This is a genomic window from Hydrogenobaculum sp., assembly GCF_049967395.1.
GTDB lineage: Bacteria > Aquificota > Aquificia > Aquificales > Aquificaceae > Hydrogenobaculum.
Genome location: NZ_JBMFST010000004.1, coordinates 26,483 through 47,340, shown reverse-complemented (window position 1 = coordinate 47,340; position 20,858 = coordinate 26,483). Strand labels below are relative to the sequence as shown.

Sequence of the window (20,858 nt, the reverse complement as noted above, 5' to 3'; positions counted from 1 at the left end):
ATCCTAACCTCTCAACAAAGGTGCTATAAAGGCAGTTATAAGTATGTTAAAAAGTGCCAAAGGCAACATCACTTTCCACGCTATCGTAGTAATTTGGTCTATTCTATACCTTGGCAACGTCCAATGAAGCCAAAGCACAAGCAAAAACAAAATGGTAACTTTTATTATAAACCAAATAAAGCCAGACCATGGTCCCAAAAAGAAAAGAGGGTCTACAAATCCTACAAAAGGTATATTTATAGGACTCCAACCACCAAGGTAGAGCACAGTCAATATAGAGGATAGAGAAAGCACTTCTACGTACCATTCTACCAAAGGAAATAATCCAAATTTCATACCGCCGTATTCCACTGTAAAACCTGTTACGAGTTCAGCCTCTGCTTCTTGGATATCAAAAGGCACTCTTCCGGTTTCTGCCAAAAGCGCAAAAACAAATACTACAAAAGATATAGGTTGTAAGAAAATATACCAAACCTTCTGATGGATTTGAGCCATTACTATATCGTATGTGGAAAGAGACTTTGCCAACATAATGGGTCCTAACGCTGCAAATGTAATCACCACCTCATAGGATATGATAATACCAGCTTTTCTAAGAGCACCTATTAAAGCGTATTTACTATTTGAAGCCCATCCAGAAAGGGCTACTCCATATACCGCTAAAGACCCAAAAGCAAACGCCATTATTATGCCAATGTTTACATCTGTAAGTATAGGTTTTACATCGTAACCAAACACATGTATCTCTGGTCCAAAAGGCACTACAGCAAACACCAAAGAAGCTGGGACCAAAGCCATAATGATAGCCAGATTGTAAAGTACTTGGTTTGCAGAAGACGGCAATATATCTTCCTTTGTTAAAAGCTTAATACCGTCTGCCAAAGGTTGTAAAAGCCCGTGCCAACCCACCACCATTGGACCTGGGCGTCTTTGAATGTGAGCTGCCACCTTTCTTTCCACTAGCGTAAGGTAAGCACCTATACCAAGTATTATGGCTAGTATAACTACTACTTTGATAGCTATTATGATACCCAAAGCTACTATACTCATCTATCTACCTCCCCAACAACAGGGTCAAGGCTTGCCAATATAGTAACAGCATCTGCCACATACCTATTTTCCATAAGATGAGGATATACACAAAGATTATAAAAAGAACCCGGTCTTATCTTTACTCTGTAAGGCTTTAAACCGCCTTTTGAATTTATATAAAACCCAAGCTCACCTCGCGGGTTTTCTCCTGAGGAATAAATCTCCCCAGCTGGTACTTTCAAGCCTATACCATCCAATGTAAGTTTTAGTTTTTTAGGGTCTTGAGATTCTGCCATAAAAGGCTCGTTTGGCGACATAGTTTTCAGCTTTTGAACACATTGCTCTATTATCCTTATACTTTGTTTCATCTCTTCTATACGGACAAGGTATCTATCGTAACAATCGCCGTTTTCCCCCAAGGGTACATCAAATTCCACCATGCTGTAAGCATCGTAGGGTTCTAATTTTCTTATATCGTAAAATACACCAGAACCTCTTGCAACAGCACCTGTAAGCCCGTAAAAATATATGTCTTCTTTAGATAAAACACCTACATCTTTGTTTCTTTTAACCCATATTCTATTTCTACTAAGTATTTTCTCCCAGTCTTTTAACTCTTTAGGGAAAAACTTTATAAAAGATTCAATAACTTCTAAAGCCCCTTCCGGTAGGTCCATTCTCACTCCACCTATTCTTGTATAAGATATAGTGAGTCTTGCGCCCGTTATGCCTTCTATTATATCCATTATTTTTTCTCTTTCTTTAAAAGCGTATAAAAATATAGTTAAAGCACCCAAATCAAGAGCGTAAGTTCCAAGCCAAAGAAGATGAGAGTTTATACGTTGTAATTCAGACATCATGGTTCTTATGTATTTGGCTTTTAGCGGTACAATATCTTCTATGCCAAGAAGCCTTTCTACAGCCACAGTCCAAGCCTGATTGCTACAAAGAGCAGATATATAATCCATTCTGTCTGTATATACCAAAAATTGTTGGTAGGGTTCGTGTTCTGCTAACTTTTCAACGCCTCTATGAAGTTGCCCAAGTATGACATCGGTTTGTACTATACGCTCTCCTTCAAGGTCAAACAAAAACCACATAGTGCCGTGAGTCCCAGGGTGAAGCGGACCCCAGTTGAGCACTACCTGAGCTTTCTTTTTTATCCTATTTCTTTCTGTATATTCCAAATCTTTCAGCGTAGGCACATACGTGTGTGTTCGTCTATAGTTCATAGTACCAGAAAGGTTGTCTCCAAAAACAGTTTCATTTAAGGAAGGTAGTTCTACTGTTTCATAACCTTGCAACGGAAAATCTTTTCTCAACGGATGATAGCTATAAGTATCCCACATGAAAGCCCTAACTAGATGTTCGTGACCCTCATAGTTTATACCAAACATATCGTAGCATTCTCTTTCGGCCCATTTAGCTGCAAACCATAACTTTTCTGCGCTTGGCAACGAATGCTCAGTTCTAGTCTTTACTACTATACGTTCTTTTGTATCAACGTTGTACAGTATATAAAAAGCCTCAAAACGATTTTGAGCCTCTAAAGTATCCACTACAGAATGGTCTATGAAAAGCTTAAAGCCAAAGTCTTCTTTTATAGCTTTTAAAGTATTGATAAGCAATTCTTTTTGTACATAAACTACAGATAATAATTTATCCTTTTTAACTTCTACATAAGGTAGCTTAGCTTTTATTTCGTTTAAAGTCCTTTCACTTGCTTGCATCACAAACTCTCCAAATCAAACTGCCAATCAAGCGCTTCTTTTTTCCAGGCATACACCAAACCAAACGTTAAAATCAAAAGAAACAAAAACACTTCTATAAATCCAAATATACCAAGATAATTATAAACAACAGCCCAAGGAAATAAATAGGCTACTTCTATATCAAACAACAGCAGAAGAAGACCTAATATATAATACCCTTGATGGAACGTAGTCTGAGCGGTATCATCGTAAAGAGGAACACCACATTCGTAAGGATAGGTTTTGTAAGGCTCTTTTTTCTTAGGTCCTAAAAGCCAGTTCAACGATATAAGCACAACGCTCAACCCAAGCATAACAGCCAACAAAGATAAAAGACCTATATAAGCCATACAAATCACCTCAAGTTAGCTATTTTAAATAAAAATTCCGAAATATTGCTAATACCATTCCAAAGTACAAACGGAAACATCCCAAGCACAAAAGTAAGAAAAACTAAAAGGCTTATAGACACATTTTCTAATATATCATAATGTGGTTTGAAGCGAAATTCCACATCTTTCATAAACATAAGTACCACGATCCTTACGTAATAACCGGTAGATATAGCCGTAGCCAATATTAGAACAAATCCAAGCCAATATATATTTTTTATAGCAAGCCCCAAAAATACTAAAGCCTTACCTACAAAACCTACTGTTGGCGGAATTCCTAACAATGCAAATATGAATACTGCAAAACTTATGCTCAAAAATCCAGTGTTTCTATATAGTCCACCTATTTTAGGAAGTTGATTGTCCCATTCCTCAGCTTGTTCTAACACGCTTAATACCAAGAAAGCACCAAGTCCCATTACACTATAAACAAACACAAAATATATCGCAGCTTTTAAACCCATACTAGAGTTAGAAGACAACACAGAGAGTATGTATCCGCTATGGGCTATTGAAGAGTAAGCCAATAGTCTTTTTAAATCGCTTTGTACCAAAGCCAAAGCATTACCCACTATCATGGTGGCGGCAGCTAATATGCTTACTGATATCATCCAAGACGAATATAAATGTTGGTTTACGTAAGGCACTAACCTTAGTAAAGGTATAAAAAACGCCAGCTTACCAGCTGATGCCATAAAGCCGGTTATAGGAGTAGGAGCTGCAGTATAAGCATCCGGAAGCCAAAAATGAAACGGTATTATACCAATTTTTATAGCAAAAGCTAATAAAAACAATATCATACCCACTATAAGATAAGCTGCGTTTGCATCGTTGTAAGAAGACATAATGGCTCTTATATCCAAGGATTTAGAAGCTGCATACATAAAGGCTGCACCATAAAGAGCTATTATTATACTTATACCACCTATAACAAGGTATTTGTAAGCACCTTCTTTTGATATAAAAGACCCTCTAAAAAGAGCTGTCATTATATAAAAACTAATAGACACCATCTCAAGCGACACATATATTACAACAAGATTGTAAGAAGAAGAAAGCGTCATCATACCTAGCAAACTTAGAAAGGTTATATAATAAACTTCGTAATAAAATGTATTCTTTTTATTCATATAAGTGTGCAAAAATGGCAATACCATTAGCGTGAGAACTATCTCAAAAATTTTAGAAAACATACCAAGCGTGTCTATAGTATAGGTACCAGAGAAAACATCTTTAAAAAATGCACTTTTAAATGAAAAACTAAGCACCGATAGAGCCAAAAACAAAATTGATATCCATAGAAAAACCCTCTTCTTTGTTTCCGAGTTTTTCATAACGATATCTAGCAAAAATAAGACAAATGCACCAAAAAACACCGTTATTTCTGGAAGTAAGTATTTAAACTCGTATAAGTTTGTAGAACCCAGTAGAAGCCTTATATCCATAGACTACCTCTTAACCATTCCAACAATATGAAGTATATTCAATATAGAAGCATCAAAGATGTTAAAAAATAAAAACGGGAAAAGCCCTATGGTAAACATCAACACAACAAGGCTAAGCATAGCCGTTAGTTTTATGCCTCTTATATCTGTAAATATGAGAAAAGAACCTTCGGTCTTACCTTCCAAAAACAAGTTTCTAAGAAAGTAAAGCATATATATGGCGCTAAAAAATGCACTAACTATAACTATCAAAGCTAAATCCAAGCTGTGCTCTTTTGCAGATACTATGGTTAAAAATTTACCCCAGAAAGAAGAACCACCAGGTAGTCCCATCGCAGAAAAACCTGTAAGGGCTACAAGTATTGAAAAAATAGGCATATATTTTACGGAACCAGCTATAGTTTTTGTGTTAAAAGAGTGTAACCTGTTGTATATAAATCCAGCTATCATGAACAAAGATGCACTAGAAAATCCATGAGCCACCATCTCTAATACAGAGGCTCTAAAACCCTGAAAGTTTAGCATAAACATAGCTGCCACTATAAAACCCATATGACTAACAGAAGAATAAGCCACGAAGCGCTTTATGTTGTTTTGGGCTATGGTCATCCAAGAGGCGTAAATTATTGTTAGGATACCTATAAAAACCATCACAAGCCACAGGTGTTTAGCGGCTTCTGGGAAAAGGCCTATGTTAAATCTCAAAAAGGCGTAAGAACCCATCTTTAAGAGTATAGCTGCCAGCACTACAGAACCAGCTGTAGGAGCTTCGCCGTGAGCATCCGGAAGCCATGTGTGAAATGGTACCAGCGGTGTTTTAACCGCAAAAGCTATGAAGAACAATAAAAATAAAAAGATTTGTTCATTGAGTGGTAGATGCAAATGTAAAAGTGTTGGATAAAAGGCGTTGAAATGACCGGTTTGCTTAAAACTATCAGCGGATAAAATCATTATACCAAACAACAAAAACAAGCTAGAAATAAAGATATATATAAAAAATTTGTAAGCAGAATAGAGTCTTAATTTATATCCCCAAACCCCTATTACAAATATCATGGGCACTAAGGTAAGCTCATAAAATATATAAAATAATATCAAATCCCAAGCCGTAAAAACCCCTATTAGAAAAGTGGTGGTCAGTAAAAACATAGAATAATATTCTTTTAACCTGCTTTTAATTTGAATATCCTTTACCGACCAAGCTATTGCTAAGAAAGATATGAACGTAGATAATATATAAAATACCTCTGATAGCCCGTCTACACCAACAGCATAAGAAATACCAAGCTCTTTTACGATGGGATAATTTTCGTAAAGGTATATGTCTGATAGGTTAGAGAAATTGAGAAATTTGAGAGTATATAAAGAGATGAGAAACGTAATTAACGAACCAACAAAAGCTATCGGTTTTGTAAACTTCTCAGGCAAAAATACTATTAAAATAGTTGTTGCAACAGGGATTAACATCGAAATACTTATAAGTCCAGAGCCGTTGGTAATATATTCCATCTACAACCTCATGCCTTTTATGATAAGTCCTAATATTATCACAATTCCTAAGAGAATGACAAATATATACTGATTTAAATATCCACTTTGAATAATCTTCAATTTTCTTCCAAAAGAAAAGGTCCATATGACAATTTTATGTAATATTATGTCTATAAACCTTATATCTATAAATTCCCAAACAAATCTTACTAAAATCATAAATACTTTTGCCACCCCGTTCACAAATCCATCTATTATTATACGATCTACTGCTTTATATATAAGCCTTGATATGGCAAGATAACCTTTTGCTATTATGTTGTGATAGATGTATTCTGTGTAAAACTGAGATTTCATAAGAGTGTGTATAGGCTTAAATAGTTCGTAAAGCGTATTTGGATCTACAATTTTTTTGACATACAAAAGATAAGAAAGAGATATACCTACTATGGCAACTATAACACCGTAAATAGAATGTACTATGAAAGAAGAAGGTGGTTCTATAGAGCTGTTCATGTAGGAGAAATAGTTCCAAAGCAAAAATCCACCCATAAGGGATAGAAAGCTTAGTATGAGCATTGGAAAGCTCATTATAGGTTCTACTTCGTGAGGTTCTTCATGGTAATGCCCTTCTCCTAAGAACACCACAAAAGCTTCTCTGGTTATGTAATAAGCTGTAAGCATAGAAGCTACAAGTATTAACGTGGCTACAAGCGTATTTTTATCCATTACCGAAGATACTATAGCATCTTTTGAAAAATAACCGGCAAAGGGAGGAAAGCCAGAAAGTGCCAACGCACCTATCATAAAAGCTGAAAAGGTAATAGGCATGTATTTTTTGAGACCACCCATTTCAAATATGTTTTGAGTGTGATGATGAAGCCCTGTTATTACAGCACCGGCAGCTAAGAACAAGAGAGCCTTAAAGAAAGCGTGTGTTGTAAGATGAAACATAGCTGCTGTTGGAAATCCCATACCAAGGGCTGTAAACATGATTGCCAATTGACTCATGGTAGAAAAAGCTATTATCTTTTTTATATCGTCATGCACTGTAGCCACCAAAGCGGCAAAAAGCATTGTAACAACACCTGTTATTGCTATATAGCTTAGCGTTGTTTGGGACAAAGAAAATATTGGATAAAGTCTTGCCACCATGTAAACACCAGCAGCCACCATTGTAGCAGCGTGTAGAAGTGCTGATACAGGAGTTGGACCAGCCATTGCATTTGGAAGCCACGTATGTAGAGGAATTTGTCCTGATTTGCCCACAGCACCGCCAAAAAGAAGAAGCGTAGCTAAAGTGATACCGGGAACATAGTTGGCGTTCTCAAAAAGTTTTGGCAAGGATAACGTACCAAACAACCAAAAAGTATATATGATACCTAAAATAAAAGACCAGTCTCCTATTCTATTCATCACAAAGGCTTCTAAACTTGCCTTTGTAGCAAACTTTTCTTCATGGAAGTACCCTATCAAAAGATAAGATGCAAGACCAACGCCTTCCCATCCAAAGAACATAAGTATAAGAGAATCTCCCAGCAGTATAAGAAGCATTGAGAACAAGAACAAACTAAAGTATGCAAAGAATTTAAATGTCCAGTTACCAAAAAGATATCTCATATTGCCTATTGCGTATACAAATATAACACTGGCTACAAAAGTAACGGTAACTGTAGTGGTGATAGACAGTTTATCTATATATATCCCTATGTCTACAGATGTGTTTGATAAAGGTAAGAATTTGTAAAATACTATATCTTTTGGTCCTTTCATAGACAGCATGGTGATAAGAGCCACTATAAAGCTCAATATACCAGCACCGGCGTTTATTACGCCTGATGCAAGATCACCTATACGTCTGCCAAACAGCCCTATCGTTATAAAGGATAGCAGTGGGAAAAGAAGTATTAGAGATTGCATCAATCCCTCAACTCCGTTATTTCTTCAGAAGCTTCATAACCTTTTAATCTAAAAATAGATACCACCAAACCAAGGCCTATCGCCACCTCTGAGGCAGCTACAGTCAAAACTATTATACTCATTACCTGAGCATCCACCTTTCCCAAAAAATGGGATACAGATACTAAAGATATGTTTACGCCGTTTAGCATAATTTCAGTGGCTACTAGCATAGTGATTAAGTTTTTCCTTATTATAATACCAAAAATACCAATGAACACAAGCACTATACCAAGAAGCAAGTAGTATTTATCCATTGGCTTTCTCCTTGCCAAATATTATAGCACCTATCATAGCTATTAACAAAATAAATGATGCCAACTCAAAAGGTGCTATATACTTTGTGAAAAGTACCGTTCCAAGAGCGCTTACGTTGTCTTTTGGTAAAGGCTGTCTCAAATTAGAAAGTCTTGAGTTTATGACAAGATAAATGGAAGCTCCTACTGTAAATAAGAAAGCTGGCAATGCAAATACAAACTCTTTTTTATAAAATCCCTCAAACATCTTAACCTTTTCCCAAGGTATAGTGGTAATTACTAACACATAAAAAACCACTATAGCCACTGCGTATATTACAAGTTGCAAACCAGCGAGCAAGTCTGCTTTGAGGGCAAAAAAAGACGCTGCTACTGATAAAATAAATCCAAGAAACCATACCATGACGTGTATTGGGCTTTTGACAAGAATAGCCCCTAAAGCGCTTGCAACAGCTATAGTGGAAATAACCACGAACACTAAAAGTTCCATTTCACCTTACCCCAGAGAGTTTCTCTCTCTTTATCGTCTCGCCATATTCTATCTGGCAAGTTTCTAACTACGGTGGCGTTTGTAGCTCCTATTTTTTCCATATCATCCATATGAATGACAGCTTGAGCCCTTCTGTAAACGGCCATCTCATGTATATCTGACATAGTAAGACATTCTACTGGGCAAGCATCCACGCATAATCCACAGAATAGGCAGTTTAAAAGGTTCATGTCAAACCTTACCACTTTCTTTGTACCGTCTGGCATTTGTACTGCCTCTATTCTAAAAAGAGTAGGCATAGGGCATGCGGTTTGACACATGTAGCAAGCTACACATCTTGATTTACCCTTTTCAAAAGACATAAATCCTTCTATAGCTTTTAAAGAAGGTGGTTCTTGCCCATCGTAAACAAAATGTCCATGCTTACCTCTAAACCTTTTTGGCGGAGTTATCTTTTCTTTCGGATATTGAGTAGTGATAGGTTTTCTTAAAAGATTTTTCATCGTTATGGTTAAACCTTTTATAAAATCTAAAAACAAAACGCTTTCTAAAGGCCCTAAACTATCATCCCTTCTTAGCTTTTTTAACTTTATCATAAAGCCAACCTCATCCTTTGAAATAAATAAAAAATGCGGTTCCTACCAAATTTATTATAGAGATTGGTAGAAGGTACTTCCATGCAAATTCCACCACATCTTTTGCTTGATATCTAGGCAACGTCCAATGTACCCATAGCACAAAAAACAACAAACCAAAGGTTTTTACTAAAAACCAAATAAAGCCAGAAAAAGGGCCAAATATGTGTGGTCCAGCCCAACCACCAAAATAAAGAACAGATGCTATAGCACAAAGGGCCAACACATTAAGATACCACTCTGCCAGAGGAAATATACCAAACTTCATTCCACCATACTCTACGTTGTAGCCTGTTACAAGTTCAGCTTCGGCTTCTTGTATATCAAAAGGTACCCTACCAGATTCTGCCAGAAGACAAAACAAGAACAATATAAAACTTATAGGTTGATATACTATGTACCAAACACCGCTTTTTATCTGAGCATTCACTATATCAAAAACGTTCATGCTACCGGCAAGGAGTATTACGCTTAAAGCTGCAAAACCAAGCACCACCTCATAACTCACTATTAGAGCAGCTTTCCTTAAAGAGCCTATGAAAGCGTACTTGCTGTTTGAAGCCCACCCGGCAAACAGCGTACCGTATGCAGCCATAGAACCCATGGCAAATACATATAGAATTGCGATGTTTAAGTTAGCCACTATTGGTTTTATTTCGTGTCCCATGATTTTAAAAGAAGGACCAAATGGTACAACCGCAAATAGCATAATGGCAGGAACCAGAGCCATCATGATAGCCATATAGTATAGTTTAGTGTCTACTCCTCTTGGAAGTATTGGAGCTTTTGTCATAAGCTTAAGCCCGTCTGCTAAAGGTTGCAAAAGGCCAAACGGTCCAACAACGGTAGGACCTCTCCTTGCTTGCAAATGGCCGGCAAATTTTCTTTCGTACCATGTCAAGTAAGCCCCAAGCCCCAGCGTAACGGCTAAAACTATTAAAATTTTTATGGCTATAACTACAGCGGTAAATATTATATCGTTCATCTGTCGGTCTCTCCTACTACAGGATCTATACTACCAAGAAGAGCTACGGCATCAGAAATTGTATGTTTATATATAACTTTTGGAAATACGGATAAGTTGTAAAAAGAGCAAGACCTTATCCTAAGCCTATAAGGAGATGATTTGCCTATTGAATATATATAAAAGCCAAGCTCACCTCTTGGATTTTCACCAGAGGAATAAACTTCTCCTTTTGGAATATTCTCACCGTGTACAACTATTCTGAAGGATTTTACCATATCTTCCAAATCGTTGAAAACATATTCTTTGGGAGGTATCACCGCTGGGTGCTTCTTATTTACATAAGGTTCGTTTTCTGGCATCTTTTCTAAGGCTTCTATACATTGTTCTACTATGCGGGCGCTTTGATACATTTCTTCCATTCTTACTAAATATCTATCGTAAACATCTCCAATATCTCCTACTGGAATATCAAAATCCACTAAGTCGTAAGCAGCGTAAGGATCTATCTTTCTAATATCGTAAGCTACACCAGATCCTCTAGCTACTGGACCAGTAAGACCGTACTGATAAACATCTTCTTGAGTTATAACTCCCACATCTTTGGTACGCTTTAACCATATTCTATTTCTTGTTAAAAGCCCATGATACTCTTTTAACTTTGAGTAAAAGTCTTTTACAAAGTACTTTGCCACCTCTAAGGTGCCTTTTGCCAAATCGTAGTGGACTCCTCCTATCCTCAAAAATGCCGATGTCAACCTAAAGCCTGCGTTGCCCTCTATTATATCCATTATTTTTTCTCTTTCTCTAAAAGCGTATAAAAATACAGTCAAAGCACCAAGATCAAGAGCGCCGGTACCAAGCCATAAAAGGTGCGAATTTATACGCTGAAGCTCAGCAAACATTGTTCTTATGTATCTAGCTTTTAAAGGGACCTCTATATTGGCAAGTTTTTCTACAGCTTGGACATAAGAGAGCTCGTTGCAAACTGCAGAAAGATAATCCATTCTGTCTGTGTAAGGTAAGAATTGAAAGTAGTGAAGATTTTCTGCTATCTTTTCCATTCCTCTATGAAGTTGACCCAATATAACGTCAGTTTGTATAATATGTTCACCCTCAAGGTCAAACAAAAACCACATGGTGCCGTGAGTCCCAGGGTGCAATGGCCCCCAATTTAACACCAGCTGACCTTTCTTTGTAATTCTTGATTTCTCTGTTTTTTCTATATCTTTCATAGTAGGCACATAAGTGTGCATTATATCGTAATCATGAGAAGGCGGAAATGTATTACCCTCTAAAACTTCTGTTAGAGAAGGAAGCTTCTGCTCTGGTATGCCGCCAAGTGGAAAATCTTTTCTTAGCGGGAAGTATTTGTAATCTTCCCACATAAACATTCTTTTGACATCTTCGTGGCCTTCAAATTCCACGCCAAACATGTCATAAGCTTCTCTTTCAGCCCACTTAGCACCAGGAAATATCTCTTTTGCGGTAGGAAGCTTATTTGATTTAAACCATACTTTTACGGCTAACCTTTCAAAAGTATAGGGATTTACAAGTATATATTGCCCTAAAAACCTATCTTTTTCCTTAGGAAAATCTATAACATGAAAATCTATAAAATATCTAAAATCTTCAATATCCTTTAAATGTTTTAATATATTTGTAATTTCTTGAGTATCTTCTACATTTAAGCAAACAAAGTTTGGTTGAGTATCTATTGTTATTTTTCTAAAAGCGTGCTTTATTCTATCTAAGGTCTGTGAAGAGGCCCAAGGCATGTTATACTCCAATACCGCTTAAGAGCTCTGGTGATAAATCCTTCTTGAACTCTTCAAAAGCTTTCTCGTATCTTGTTACTTTCTTTTCTCTAATTTTTCTTTGTAATTCTAAAAGCCCGTATATAAGCCCTTGAGGGGTAGGTGGACACCCTGGTATGTAAACATCTACTGGTATAATGCGGTCAACGCCTTGAAGTGTAGAATATGTAGGAAATGGTCCTCCTGCAGAAGCACATCCACCCATAGATATACACCATTTTGGTTCTGGCATTTGATCCCATATAAGTTTTAACATAGGCGCTACCTTATTGACAACAGTGCCCGCTACTATCAAGACATCGGCTTGCCTTGGAGATGCTCTAAATATCATTCCCAATCTATCTATATCAAACCTTGATGCAGCAGCGTGCATCATTTCTATAGCACAGCAAGCCAAACCTATCGTTACAGGCCATAGGGCGTTGCGTCTACCCCATGAGAGCAACTCATCCACCGTAGTGGTAATAAAACCGTTGCCATTTATGCTAGAAGCCATGTTTCACCTCACAAACAAAAGTTTTCAAATCTGCCATTTTAAAGCGCCCTTCTTAAGGGCATACAAAAACCCTATAATAAGAACACCTAAAAACACTACAGCTTCCACCAGACCATATGCACCTATATTTCTAAACACAACGGCCCATGGAAATAAATAAGCCGCCTCTATATCAAACAGTATCAGCAAAAGCCCAAATAAATAATAACCTTGCTTTAAAATCGGTCTAGCGGAATCATCGTAAAGTGGTACACCGCACTCGTATGGGTAGCTGTTGGTTTTGCGCCTTTTGAAATTTAAAATCTCATTTAAAAATGTCATTACAAACGCTATGGTTAAAGATATCAAAAGAAGCGCCACCAATCCTATCATAAGCTACTCCTAAAAAATTTTTAAGCTACGGAGAACTCTTTTTCCAAGAAGAGCTTCCAAGTATTAGGCATTTTTTCTAGCTCTTCTTGTGCTATCTTTCTAACGGCTTCTTTATCAAAACTATTACCTTTTTTCCTTACTTTTACATCGCAAACTTGAGGTTCGTTTATAGGTTTACCTATCTGAGATACCATATAGCAGTATGCTTCTTCGATTCCTTCAACTTCTTTTACAACTCTATTAGCTATTATATTAGCTACTACGTTGTATATTTTTCCAATGTGAGAGACTGGATTTTTGCCAGCAGCAGCTTCTAACGACATTGGCCTATATGGAGTTATTAAACCGTTGGCTCTGTTGCCTCTTCCCACTTGGCCATCGTCCCCTTGCTCTGAAGATGTGCCAGTTACGGTGATATAAACAGATTCATTTTCAATATCGTCTGCAGTATTTACAAATACGTTAACGTTTTTATCGGTATATTTTTTGGCATTTTCTAACACCAAATTGGTTATAGCTTCTTTCTGCTCTTTGTATTGGTTTATATTTTTCACGTATTTATCTACGAAAGCTGCTGAAACAGTAATTCTTATGTTATTTTTTATTCTAACACCCATTACTTTTATATCTTCTCCCACCTCTGGATGCATATTCTTAATCTCTTCAGAGTTTAAAAGCTTTTCAGTGTAAAATACAATATTTTCAAGCTCAGAGAACGGTGCAAAACCTACCCCAAAAGAAGTATCGTTTGCCAAGGGCACTTCACCTTTCTTTTGAAATCTATCAAAAAGCTCTACCAAGTCTTTGCTTCCTGGTTTTATACGCGTTTGAAGGATAACATGTTTACTAAAATCTAAATTTCTTATATGTTTTTTAAGCCAGTTGTGAGCAACATCTATTGCTAACTCATCAACTGGAAACTCTTTTCCATCTATTTCTCTTAGGGCTCTTCCTACTAAGAATATCTCTATGGGAGATATAACTTCGCCACCACCAAACTTGGAATGGGCTCTACCCCCCACTAAAAGAGCCTTGTCTACATTGTGGTGCATTATAGCACCTAACTCTTTTATATATAGTTTTGAAAGCTCAACGGAAAGCTCTTCAGCTAAAGAATCGCATATTGTATCTGGATGACCTATGCCTTTTCTTTCAACAATCTCAGCTTCTTGCAAAGAAACCTTATCAAAAGTCATTTCAGAAACTACTATGAAGTCCATTAGAGCGCCACCTTCTTTTTCTTCATTGCTTTTAAAAGCCTTTTCCTAGCAGCACGTTCCTTGCGCTTCTTCTTCTGACTTGGTTTTTCATAAAATTCGCGCCTTTTTAATTCGGTCAAAATACCTTCTCTTTCCACAACCTTTTTGAATCTTTTCATAGCCTTTTCAAAAGATTCAGAATCTCCAACTATTACTGTAGCCAAGCCAATAACCTCCTTACATAAAATTTTGGTTTAAACATTATATTAGCTCACCGTGCTTTTGTCAAGTAATTTGTGAAAAATTGGTGAAAGTCTAACGTATAGATCTTCTAAGCTTTGGGATAGCACCTTTGTCCCAAATATCGTAGGCATAAAGTTGGTGTCTCCGTTCCAGCGAGGCACTATGTGCTGATGTATATGGGTTTCTAAACCAGCCCCGGCGCTTCTTCCTAAATTATACCCTATATTAAAACCGTTAGGTTTCAGCAGCTCTGTTAAGGCTTTTATAGAAACTTTTGTCATATAAAATATGTCTTGCACAGTTTCTTCGTCAAGGTCTTCTAAGTTGTTTGTATGAAGGAAAGGTGCTACCATAAGATGTCCAGAATTGTAAGGGTACTTGTTCATTATTACAAACGTTTTTTTGCTTTTAACCAAAACAAGATTCTCTATCGATGGTTCAGAATTACCAGCATCACACAAAAAGCAACTGCACTCTTTACCCAAATTTTCTACGTAAGAACCTCTCCAAGGTGCCCAAAGGAGTTTCATTATTTTATCCTCAGCATCCTGTTTATAGAGGTTTGTAATTGTTCATCGGTTGGTGGGTTTTCAAATCTGTCCATCTCCATAGTTTCTGCAAAACATAATATAGAAGGCTCTGCCCAAAGACCAAAATCTTGTTGAGAATCATTTTTCGTAGTATCAAGATAGTAAAATCCTATCTTATCTCCATAAAGTTTTATATATTTTGCAATGGCTTCGTAGAACTCCTGATTCCTAGGGTTATCAGGAGATGTTACTATGAGTATAGCTGGAGTATCAGAAGCCATAACCTTTTGGTATATGTCCTTATCCGTAACTTCTACCATGTCTTTAAACATACTTAACCTCCATTTTAAAATCCAAAAAACAAGTCATTTTGAGGAGCTTGTATGAGCCCCTTGGATATTAGCACATCTTCTAACTTTTTTATAAGTGTTTCTGGCATAACAAACAAAGGGCAAGCGTAGTTGCAGTTTTTACAATGAGTGCAATGGTTTATAGCTCCATCTATAAGCTTCCCATAATCTTTATTTGCATTCCTATTATCTTCAAGAAAACCGTAAATCCTTGCAAACACAAAGGGCCCACCAAATTTTTTGTCTATGGGCATAACAGGGCATACGCTGTTGCATATAAAACAAGCTATACAGTTCTTAGAATTTTCTATGCTTTTAAAATCAAAATACTGGTAATCTGAATTTTTAAAATCAACTTTAATATTTTTATACATATCAAACCAACGTTGGTGTTCTACTACTAGATCCTTTATCACAACGGCGTTATCCAAAGGCTCAAGCACTATGGTTTCGTCCTCAAACTTATTTAACCTAGTTTTACAAGCCAAAACATTTTTACCGTTCACTTTTAAAGCGCAGGTACCGCATATACCAGCCCTACACATATGCCTATAGCTAAGGCTAGGATCTATCTCTTTTATTTTATGCAAAAGCTCTAAAACAGTTATATCTCTTGACACATCTAACTCATAAGACTGAAATGTATCGTACCTTTTAACACTCACTATCATAGAGCCTTTAATACATTTTCAGCATCTTGCAATTTATCTACGTTGAAAACTCTGACCCGACTATCTATTTGAGATATAAGTTTTGATAATACGTTTTTGGGTCCTATCTCTACAAAAGTATCTACGCCTTGAGATATCATATATTCTACCGATTGATACCATTTTACAGATGAATAAATTTGTTTGTGAAGATTATCTCTAATCTCGTGTGCCATAGTATGAGCTTTTGCATCAACATTGGAGACAAGCGGAATAGTGATATTCTGGATAGGTGTTTGCGCAAGTTTTAGTCTAAAAGCATCGGCTGCAGGTTTCATCAAAGAGCAATGAGAAGGCACAGATACCTTAAGCATTATGGCTTTACCGCCCATGGATTTAGCTATTTCTATAGCCTTTTCCACCGCTTCTTTTTCTCCAGATATTACAGTTTGTTCTTTTGAGTTGTAATTTGCTGGCTCCACCACCCCAACATCTTTAGCCTCTTTACAAGCTTCTTCTACTTTTTCTGGAGGAAGCTTCAATATGGCTGCCATAGCCCCCTTTCCTTCTGGCACAGCCTCTTGCATGTATTTTCCCCTTAAATAAGTAAGCTTTGCAGCTTCGTAAAGATCTATACCCTTTGCAACCAACAGAGCTGTATATTCTCCTAAACTGTGGCCTGCCACAAAATCCGGATCTTTGAGACCCATTTTTTTCAAAGAGACATATATAGCATAGCTGCAAGCAAGCAAAGAAGGTTGTGTATTTATAGTTTTAGAAAGCTCTTCTTCTGTCCCTCTAAAAACTATATCTGTTATATTCTTTCTAAGAGCTTCTTCTACGCTATGAAATACGTTTGAAGCTTCGGAAAACTCTTTGTAAAAGTCATACCCCATTCCAATGTATTGAGAACCTTGACCTGGAAATACGTAAGCAATCATGACAATATTATATTCAGTTTTGAGGCTTTTGTCTATAAATTTTAGTTATAATGATTATATAAAATCCTAGGAGGTTGTTATGCCAAGCAAAAAAACTATCAGGGATGTTGATCTGAAAGGAAAAAGAGTCTTGGTAAGGGTTGATTTCAACGTACCAATAGATAATCAGGGTAATATAGAAGATGACGCCAGGATAAGGGCTGCAATCCCTACCATAGAATATTTGCTTGATGCTCAAGCCATAGTTATACTCATGTCTCATCTTGGAAGGCCAAAAGGTTTTGATGAGAAATACTCGTTAAAACCTGTAGCAAAGCGTCTTTCAAGGTATATACACAAAGACGTAGTGATGGCTCCAGATTGCGTAGGTAAAGATGTAGAGAACATTGTTAAAAGCGCAAAACCAGAAGACGTTATAATGCTTGAAAATTTAAGATTCCATAAAGAAGAGGAAGAATGCGATGAAGAGTTTTCAAAAAAACTCGCTTCATTAGGCGAGGTTTACGTATCGGACGCCTTTGGCACTTGCCATAGAAAACATGCCTCTGTTTATTGCGTGCCACAGATATTAAAACCAGCTTGTATGGGCTTTTTGCTGGAAAAAGAACTTCTTTATTTTGAAAAAGCAATGATAAATCCCCAAAGGCCCGTGGTGGCATTTTTAGGCGGTGCTAAAGTATCGTCAAAGTTAAACGTCATAAAAAATTTATTAAAAAGAGTAGATAAGATGTTTATAGGCGGGGCTATGGCTTTTACATTTATAAAAGCTATGGGATACGATACCGGTAAGTCTCTTGTAGAAAATGACCTTATAGATGTTGCAAAAGACATTATAGATATATCCAAGAAGCTCGGTGTTAAGTTTTATCTTCCTGTAGATTTTATAGTGGGTAAAGAGTTATCTGATCATACACCTATAAAGACCGTGCTTTGGCAAGAAATACCTCAAGACTATATGGGGCTTGATATAGGGCCGGTTTCTATAAGTTTAGCGAAAGAGCTTATCGGTACAGCCCAAACAATAGTATGGAACGGACCCATGGGAGCTTTTGAATATGAAAGGTTTAAAGACGGTACTTTAGAGGTGGCGAGAGCTATAGCTCATTCTCAAGCTCTTTCTATAGCTGGTGGCGGAGATACAGACCACGCCATCATAAGAGCTGGAGTTATAAATGCTATAGATTTTGTATCCACTGGTGGTGGTGCGTTTTTAGAGCTTTTAGAAGGAAAAGAACTACCTTGTATATCCGTTTTAGACGATAAATGATATACATACTTACACCGGAAGAAATGACGTTTGCGGATAAATGCACCATAGAGAAAATTGGTATACCTTCTTTAGTCTTAATGGAAAACGCTGCAAAGGCTGTGGCAGATTTTGTCTTTAGTTTAAAACCACAAAGTGTTTTAGCGGTAGTAAGCACGGGAAACAATGGGGCCGATGCTTTGGCGTGTTTAAGGTGGCTTTCTCAAAGGGGCGTTAAATGTGATTTTGTTGTTGCTAAAAGCTCAAGAACCACAGAAGAGTTTAAGATTCAACAAGCTATTTTAGAAAATTTAAATATAAAAGCTCTTGATGGCTTTCCTAAAGAAAAATACGATGTTATAGTAGATGGTTTGTTTGGTACAGGTTTTAGACCGCCTTTAAAAGAAGAGTTTGTGCCTTATGTAGATTTTATAAACAACTCCTCTTCTGTTGTAGTATCTGTAGACATTCCGTCTGGTATACCTTCTGATAAGTTTGTAAAAGCCAATTACACAATAACATTTGCTTATCCAAAAACTTACCATATTCTTTACCCTTACTCAAAGTATGCAGGTGATATATATGTGAAGGATATTTCCATACCCAACGTCTGCGTGCCAAATACATCAAGGGTTTTATTGAGCATAAAAGATGTAAAGCCGTTGCTACCAAAACGGGAGTTAGATACCAATAAAGGCAACGAAGGTAAAGTGCTTTTAATAGGTGGAAACGGGCCATACATAGGGGCGGTGAGCATGAGCGCTAAAGCTGCTACCATGGCGGGGGCTGGGCTTGTTTATGTAGGCATACCAAAAGAGCATATGGCAAGCGTTTCTAACTATCTTATAGAACAAATAAAAATGCCCCTTCCTTCGAAAGATTATTATATAGAATCTATTGAAAATATAGATTTAGGGCAGTTTGATGTTATAGCCGTTGGAATGGGTTTCGGTGTTTATGAAAAAGGGCTTAGCACAATAGAGCACATTTTGACTAGTTTTAACAAACCTGTACTTTTAGATGCGGATGCTTTAAACATTATTTCCAAGTACAAAGCTTTAGAGCTTTTAAAAAATGAAAACATTGTTATTACACCTCATATAGGTGAATTCTCAAGACTAAGCGGTATAGCCAAAGAAGATATAATAAGAAATCAGATAGATTTATCTTACGAATTTCATAAGCAATACGGCTGTTCTTTGGTGTTAAAAGGTGCTATAACTACTATAGCCACTGAAAGCAAAGTTTACGTATCCGCAAGAGGCACTCCAGCTATGGCTAAAGGAGGTACTGGAGATGTTTTAAGCGGTATACTGAGCGCCTTTTTGTCAAAAATGTCTATATCAAAAGCTTTGAAACTAGGTGTATTTTTACATGGTATAGCTGGTGAGATAACCGCAGAAAAGTCCCATATTGAGGCTTTTAGCACGATTGATATGATAACAAACATTCAAGAAGCTTTTAAATATATAGAAAAAACTAAAGATAGCGAGGTATCTTATCGTTTACATATTGAAAATATGTGAGATGTCTAAGCAGCTTATCGAGGGAGTCTAAGATAAATTCCCTTGAAAAAGTCTCTTCTAAAATAGATTTTTCTATATAGTTTGCTAGTCTTAAAATAAACTCTTGTACAGATAAGTTGTCTATGTAAGTGTCCTCTATAAAGAATGGAACACCAGCTTCTAGATAAGGTATTGATAGGCTAAACATGGAAAGTGCTTCAGATGAAACGAGAAATATGTGTTCTTTGGTGTATTTGTCTATATTTTCATCCATCATACCTATAAGCGTATAAGAAAGCCCTAGCGTATCCATAAAAAGATCGTAAACTGCATTCAGAAAATCGTAAGTAATCTTATTTTGGTTTATGAATAAAACGCTCATAGCTTTTTGTTGCTCTTTTAAGTTGTGCTCAAGGCGTTCCATTATTAGAAAAACCGGAAATCTATTTATCATCTGTATTCTACCAGTTTATCTATGGGAAGCCTATATTTTTTGGATGGTGGATTTACTCTATAACCAAAAGCTACAAACATAGATATTTCATAATCCTTTGTGTCAAGACCCAATATTTCTTCCACTTTATCCTTTTCAAAACCTTCTATTGGGCATGAGTCTATACCTATCATAGCAGCTACCGTCATCATATTTGTAGCAGCTATATAACATTGCTTGGAACTCCAACAAGCTAGGCCTCTATCATCGAGTTGATTTACAAAGTTTTCATAACGCTTTATGGCTTTCTCTCTTAATTCCACATCTGGAAATATATCGCTTTTTCTTTCGTACATAGGTCTATAATAGTCTGGATTTTTTAAAAAAGATTTTTTGGCAAGATAAGCAACAAGATGACTGCAAGTCGTTATTTGAGGTTGATTCCAGCACACTGGTCTTAGCTTTTCCTTTAAGTCTTGTGATGTTATTACTAGAAACTTCCAATGCTCCATTCCAAAAGAAGATGGTGATAATCTACCTATTTCTAGCAAGAAATCAAAATCTTCCTTAGGAATTTTCTTTTTATCATCAAAAAGCTTACAGGCGTGTCTTTCGTAAAAGGCTTTTAAAATATCGTCTTTAGAAAAATTCATCACCATC

The 20,858-nt window shown here is 36.7% G+C and carries 23 protein-coding genes; 2 read left to right on the top strand and 21 right to left on the bottom strand.

What is annotated here, in order from left to right:
- Positions 1-3: 3 nt before the first annotated feature.
- Genes nuoH (ACP5S8_RS01315) through fabD form a run of 19 tightly spaced genes read right to left on the bottom strand, consistent with a single transcriptional unit; the run spans position 4 to position 17,014 of the window.
- On the bottom strand, positions 4-1,050 hold the full coding sequence (nuoH, locus tag ACP5S8_RS01315) for an NADH-quinone oxidoreductase subunit NuoH (RefSeq protein WP_461869828.1): 1,047 nt from the start codon (positions 1,048-1,050) through the stop codon (positions 4-6).
- On the bottom strand, positions 1,047-2,762 hold the full coding sequence (locus ACP5S8_RS01310) for an NADH-quinone oxidoreductase subunit D (RefSeq protein WP_461875392.1): 1,716 nt from the start codon (positions 2,760-2,762) through the stop codon (positions 1,047-1,049). The genes nuoH (ACP5S8_RS01315) and ACP5S8_RS01310 overlap by 4 nt, the downstream gene beginning before the upstream one ends.
- A complete protein-coding gene (locus tag ACP5S8_RS01305) occupies positions 2,762-3,133 on the bottom strand; it encodes an NADH-quinone oxidoreductase subunit A (protein ID WP_015419358.1) in 372 nt (123 codons plus the stop codon). Before ACP5S8_RS01305 ends, ACP5S8_RS01310 begins: the two co-directional genes overlap by 1 nt.
- A 5-nt stretch (positions 3,134-3,138) precedes the next feature.
- Positions 3,139-4,620 (bottom strand): NADH-quinone oxidoreductase subunit N, encoded by a 1,482-nt coding sequence (locus ACP5S8_RS01300; RefSeq protein WP_461875391.1) that lies wholly within the window; start codon positions 4,618-4,620, stop codon positions 3,139-3,141.
- Between the two features lie 3 nt (positions 4,621-4,623).
- Positions 4,624-6,129 (bottom strand): complex I subunit 4 family protein, encoded by a 1,506-nt coding sequence (locus tag ACP5S8_RS01295; protein WP_461875390.1) that lies wholly within the window; start codon positions 6,127-6,129, stop codon positions 4,624-4,626.
- Positions 6,130-8,031 carry an NADH-quinone oxidoreductase subunit L gene (gene nuoL, locus ACP5S8_RS01290; RefSeq protein WP_461875389.1) on the bottom strand — a complete coding sequence of 634 codons (1,902 nt, stop codon included), beginning with the start codon at positions 8,029-8,031 and terminating at the stop codon, positions 6,130-6,132.
- Positions 8,031-8,327, bottom strand: a complete 297-nt coding sequence (nuoK, locus tag ACP5S8_RS01285; RefSeq protein ID WP_012513795.1) for an NADH-quinone oxidoreductase subunit NuoK — start codon at positions 8,325-8,327, stop codon at positions 8,031-8,033. The genes nuoL and nuoK overlap by 1 nt, the downstream gene beginning before the upstream one ends.
- On the bottom strand, positions 8,320-8,817 hold the full coding sequence (locus tag ACP5S8_RS01280) for an NADH-quinone oxidoreductase subunit J family protein (RefSeq protein ID WP_461869833.1): 498 nt from the start codon (positions 8,815-8,817) through the stop codon (positions 8,320-8,322). Before ACP5S8_RS01280 ends, nuoK begins: the two co-directional genes overlap by 8 nt.
- Positions 8,805-9,413, bottom strand: coding sequence for a NuoI/complex I 23 kDa subunit family protein (locus ACP5S8_RS01275; RefSeq protein WP_461869834.1), 609 nt, complete (start codon positions 9,411-9,413; stop codon positions 8,805-8,807). Before ACP5S8_RS01275 ends, ACP5S8_RS01280 begins: the two co-directional genes overlap by 13 nt.
- Before the next feature lie 10 nt (positions 9,414-9,423).
- Entirely contained in the window at positions 9,424-10,437 is a 1,014-nt protein-coding gene (nuoH, locus tag ACP5S8_RS01270; RefSeq protein WP_461875387.1) for an NADH-quinone oxidoreductase subunit NuoH, read from the bottom strand.
- Positions 10,434-12,194, bottom strand: coding sequence for an NADH-quinone oxidoreductase subunit D (locus ACP5S8_RS01265; RefSeq protein ID WP_461869836.1), 1,761 nt, complete (start codon positions 12,192-12,194; stop codon positions 10,434-10,436). Before ACP5S8_RS01265 ends, nuoH (ACP5S8_RS01270) begins: the two co-directional genes overlap by 4 nt.
- A 1-nt stretch (position 12,195) precedes the next feature.
- Positions 12,196-12,729 (bottom strand): NuoB/complex I 20 kDa subunit family protein, encoded by a 534-nt coding sequence (locus ACP5S8_RS01260; protein ID WP_461869837.1) that lies wholly within the window; start codon positions 12,727-12,729, stop codon positions 12,196-12,198.
- A gap of 24 nt (positions 12,730-12,753) precedes the next feature.
- Positions 12,754-13,101: an NADH-quinone oxidoreductase subunit A gene (locus ACP5S8_RS01255; protein WP_461869838.1), complete on the bottom strand. Its 348-nt coding sequence runs from the start codon at positions 13,099-13,101 to the stop codon at positions 12,754-12,756.
- 20 nt (positions 13,102-13,121) lie between these two features.
- Positions 13,122-14,321: a methionine adenosyltransferase gene (locus ACP5S8_RS01250; protein WP_461875385.1), complete on the bottom strand. Its 1,200-nt coding sequence runs from the start codon at positions 14,319-14,321 to the stop codon at positions 13,122-13,124.
- The gene (gene rpsU / locus ACP5S8_RS01245; protein ID WP_015419347.1) at positions 14,321-14,524 is read right to left on the bottom strand and encodes a 30S ribosomal protein S21; all 204 of its coding nucleotides are present in this window, start codon (positions 14,522-14,524) and stop codon (positions 14,321-14,323) included. The genes ACP5S8_RS01250 and rpsU overlap by 1 nt, the downstream gene beginning before the upstream one ends.
- Before the next feature lie 42 nt (positions 14,525-14,566).
- Positions 14,567-15,073, bottom strand: a complete 507-nt coding sequence (locus ACP5S8_RS01240; protein ID WP_461869840.1) for an HIT family protein — start codon at positions 15,071-15,073, stop codon at positions 14,567-14,569.
- Positions 15,073-15,405: a thioredoxin gene (locus ACP5S8_RS01235; RefSeq protein ID WP_461875384.1), complete on the bottom strand. Its 333-nt coding sequence runs from the start codon at positions 15,403-15,405 to the stop codon at positions 15,073-15,075. The genes ACP5S8_RS01240 and ACP5S8_RS01235 overlap by 1 nt, the downstream gene beginning before the upstream one ends.
- Positions 15,406-15,419: 14 nt before the next feature.
- Positions 15,420-16,094 carry a succinate dehydrogenase/fumarate reductase iron-sulfur subunit gene (locus tag ACP5S8_RS01230; protein WP_461875382.1) on the bottom strand — a complete coding sequence of 225 codons (675 nt, stop codon included), beginning with the start codon at positions 16,092-16,094 and terminating at the stop codon, positions 15,420-15,422.
- Positions 16,091-17,014, bottom strand: a complete 924-nt coding sequence (fabD, locus tag ACP5S8_RS01225) for an ACP S-malonyltransferase (RefSeq protein WP_461869843.1) — start codon at positions 17,012-17,014, stop codon at positions 16,091-16,093. Before fabD ends, ACP5S8_RS01230 begins: the two co-directional genes overlap by 4 nt.
- Positions 17,015-17,093: 79 nt before the next feature.
- On the opposite strand from fabD, the gene ACP5S8_RS01220 reads away from it, so the two are divergent.
- Together ACP5S8_RS01220 and ACP5S8_RS01215 are read left to right on the top strand one after the other, a co-directional pair.
- Positions 17,094-18,281 (top strand): phosphoglycerate kinase, encoded by a 1,188-nt coding sequence (locus tag ACP5S8_RS01220; RefSeq protein WP_461869844.1) that lies wholly within the window; start codon positions 17,094-17,096, stop codon positions 18,279-18,281.
- Positions 18,278-19,786, top strand: coding sequence for an NAD(P)H-hydrate dehydratase (locus ACP5S8_RS01215; protein ID WP_461875381.1), 1,509 nt, complete (start codon positions 18,278-18,280; stop codon positions 19,784-19,786). The genes ACP5S8_RS01220 and ACP5S8_RS01215 overlap by 4 nt, the downstream gene beginning before the upstream one ends.
- On the opposite strand, the gene ACP5S8_RS01210 is transcribed toward ACP5S8_RS01215, so the two are convergent.
- Positions 19,740-20,219, bottom strand: a complete 480-nt coding sequence (locus tag ACP5S8_RS01210; RefSeq protein WP_461869847.1) for a hypothetical protein — start codon at positions 20,217-20,219, stop codon at positions 19,740-19,742. The two genes, ACP5S8_RS01215 and ACP5S8_RS01210, sit on opposite strands and share 47 nt — an antisense overlap.
- Positions 20,216-20,851 carry an NAD(P)H-dependent oxidoreductase gene (locus ACP5S8_RS01205; protein ID WP_461875379.1) on the bottom strand — a complete coding sequence of 212 codons (636 nt, stop codon included), beginning with the start codon at positions 20,849-20,851 and terminating at the stop codon, positions 20,216-20,218. The genes ACP5S8_RS01210 and ACP5S8_RS01205 overlap by 4 nt, the downstream gene beginning before the upstream one ends.
- Positions 20,852-20,858 lie beyond the last annotated feature (7 nt).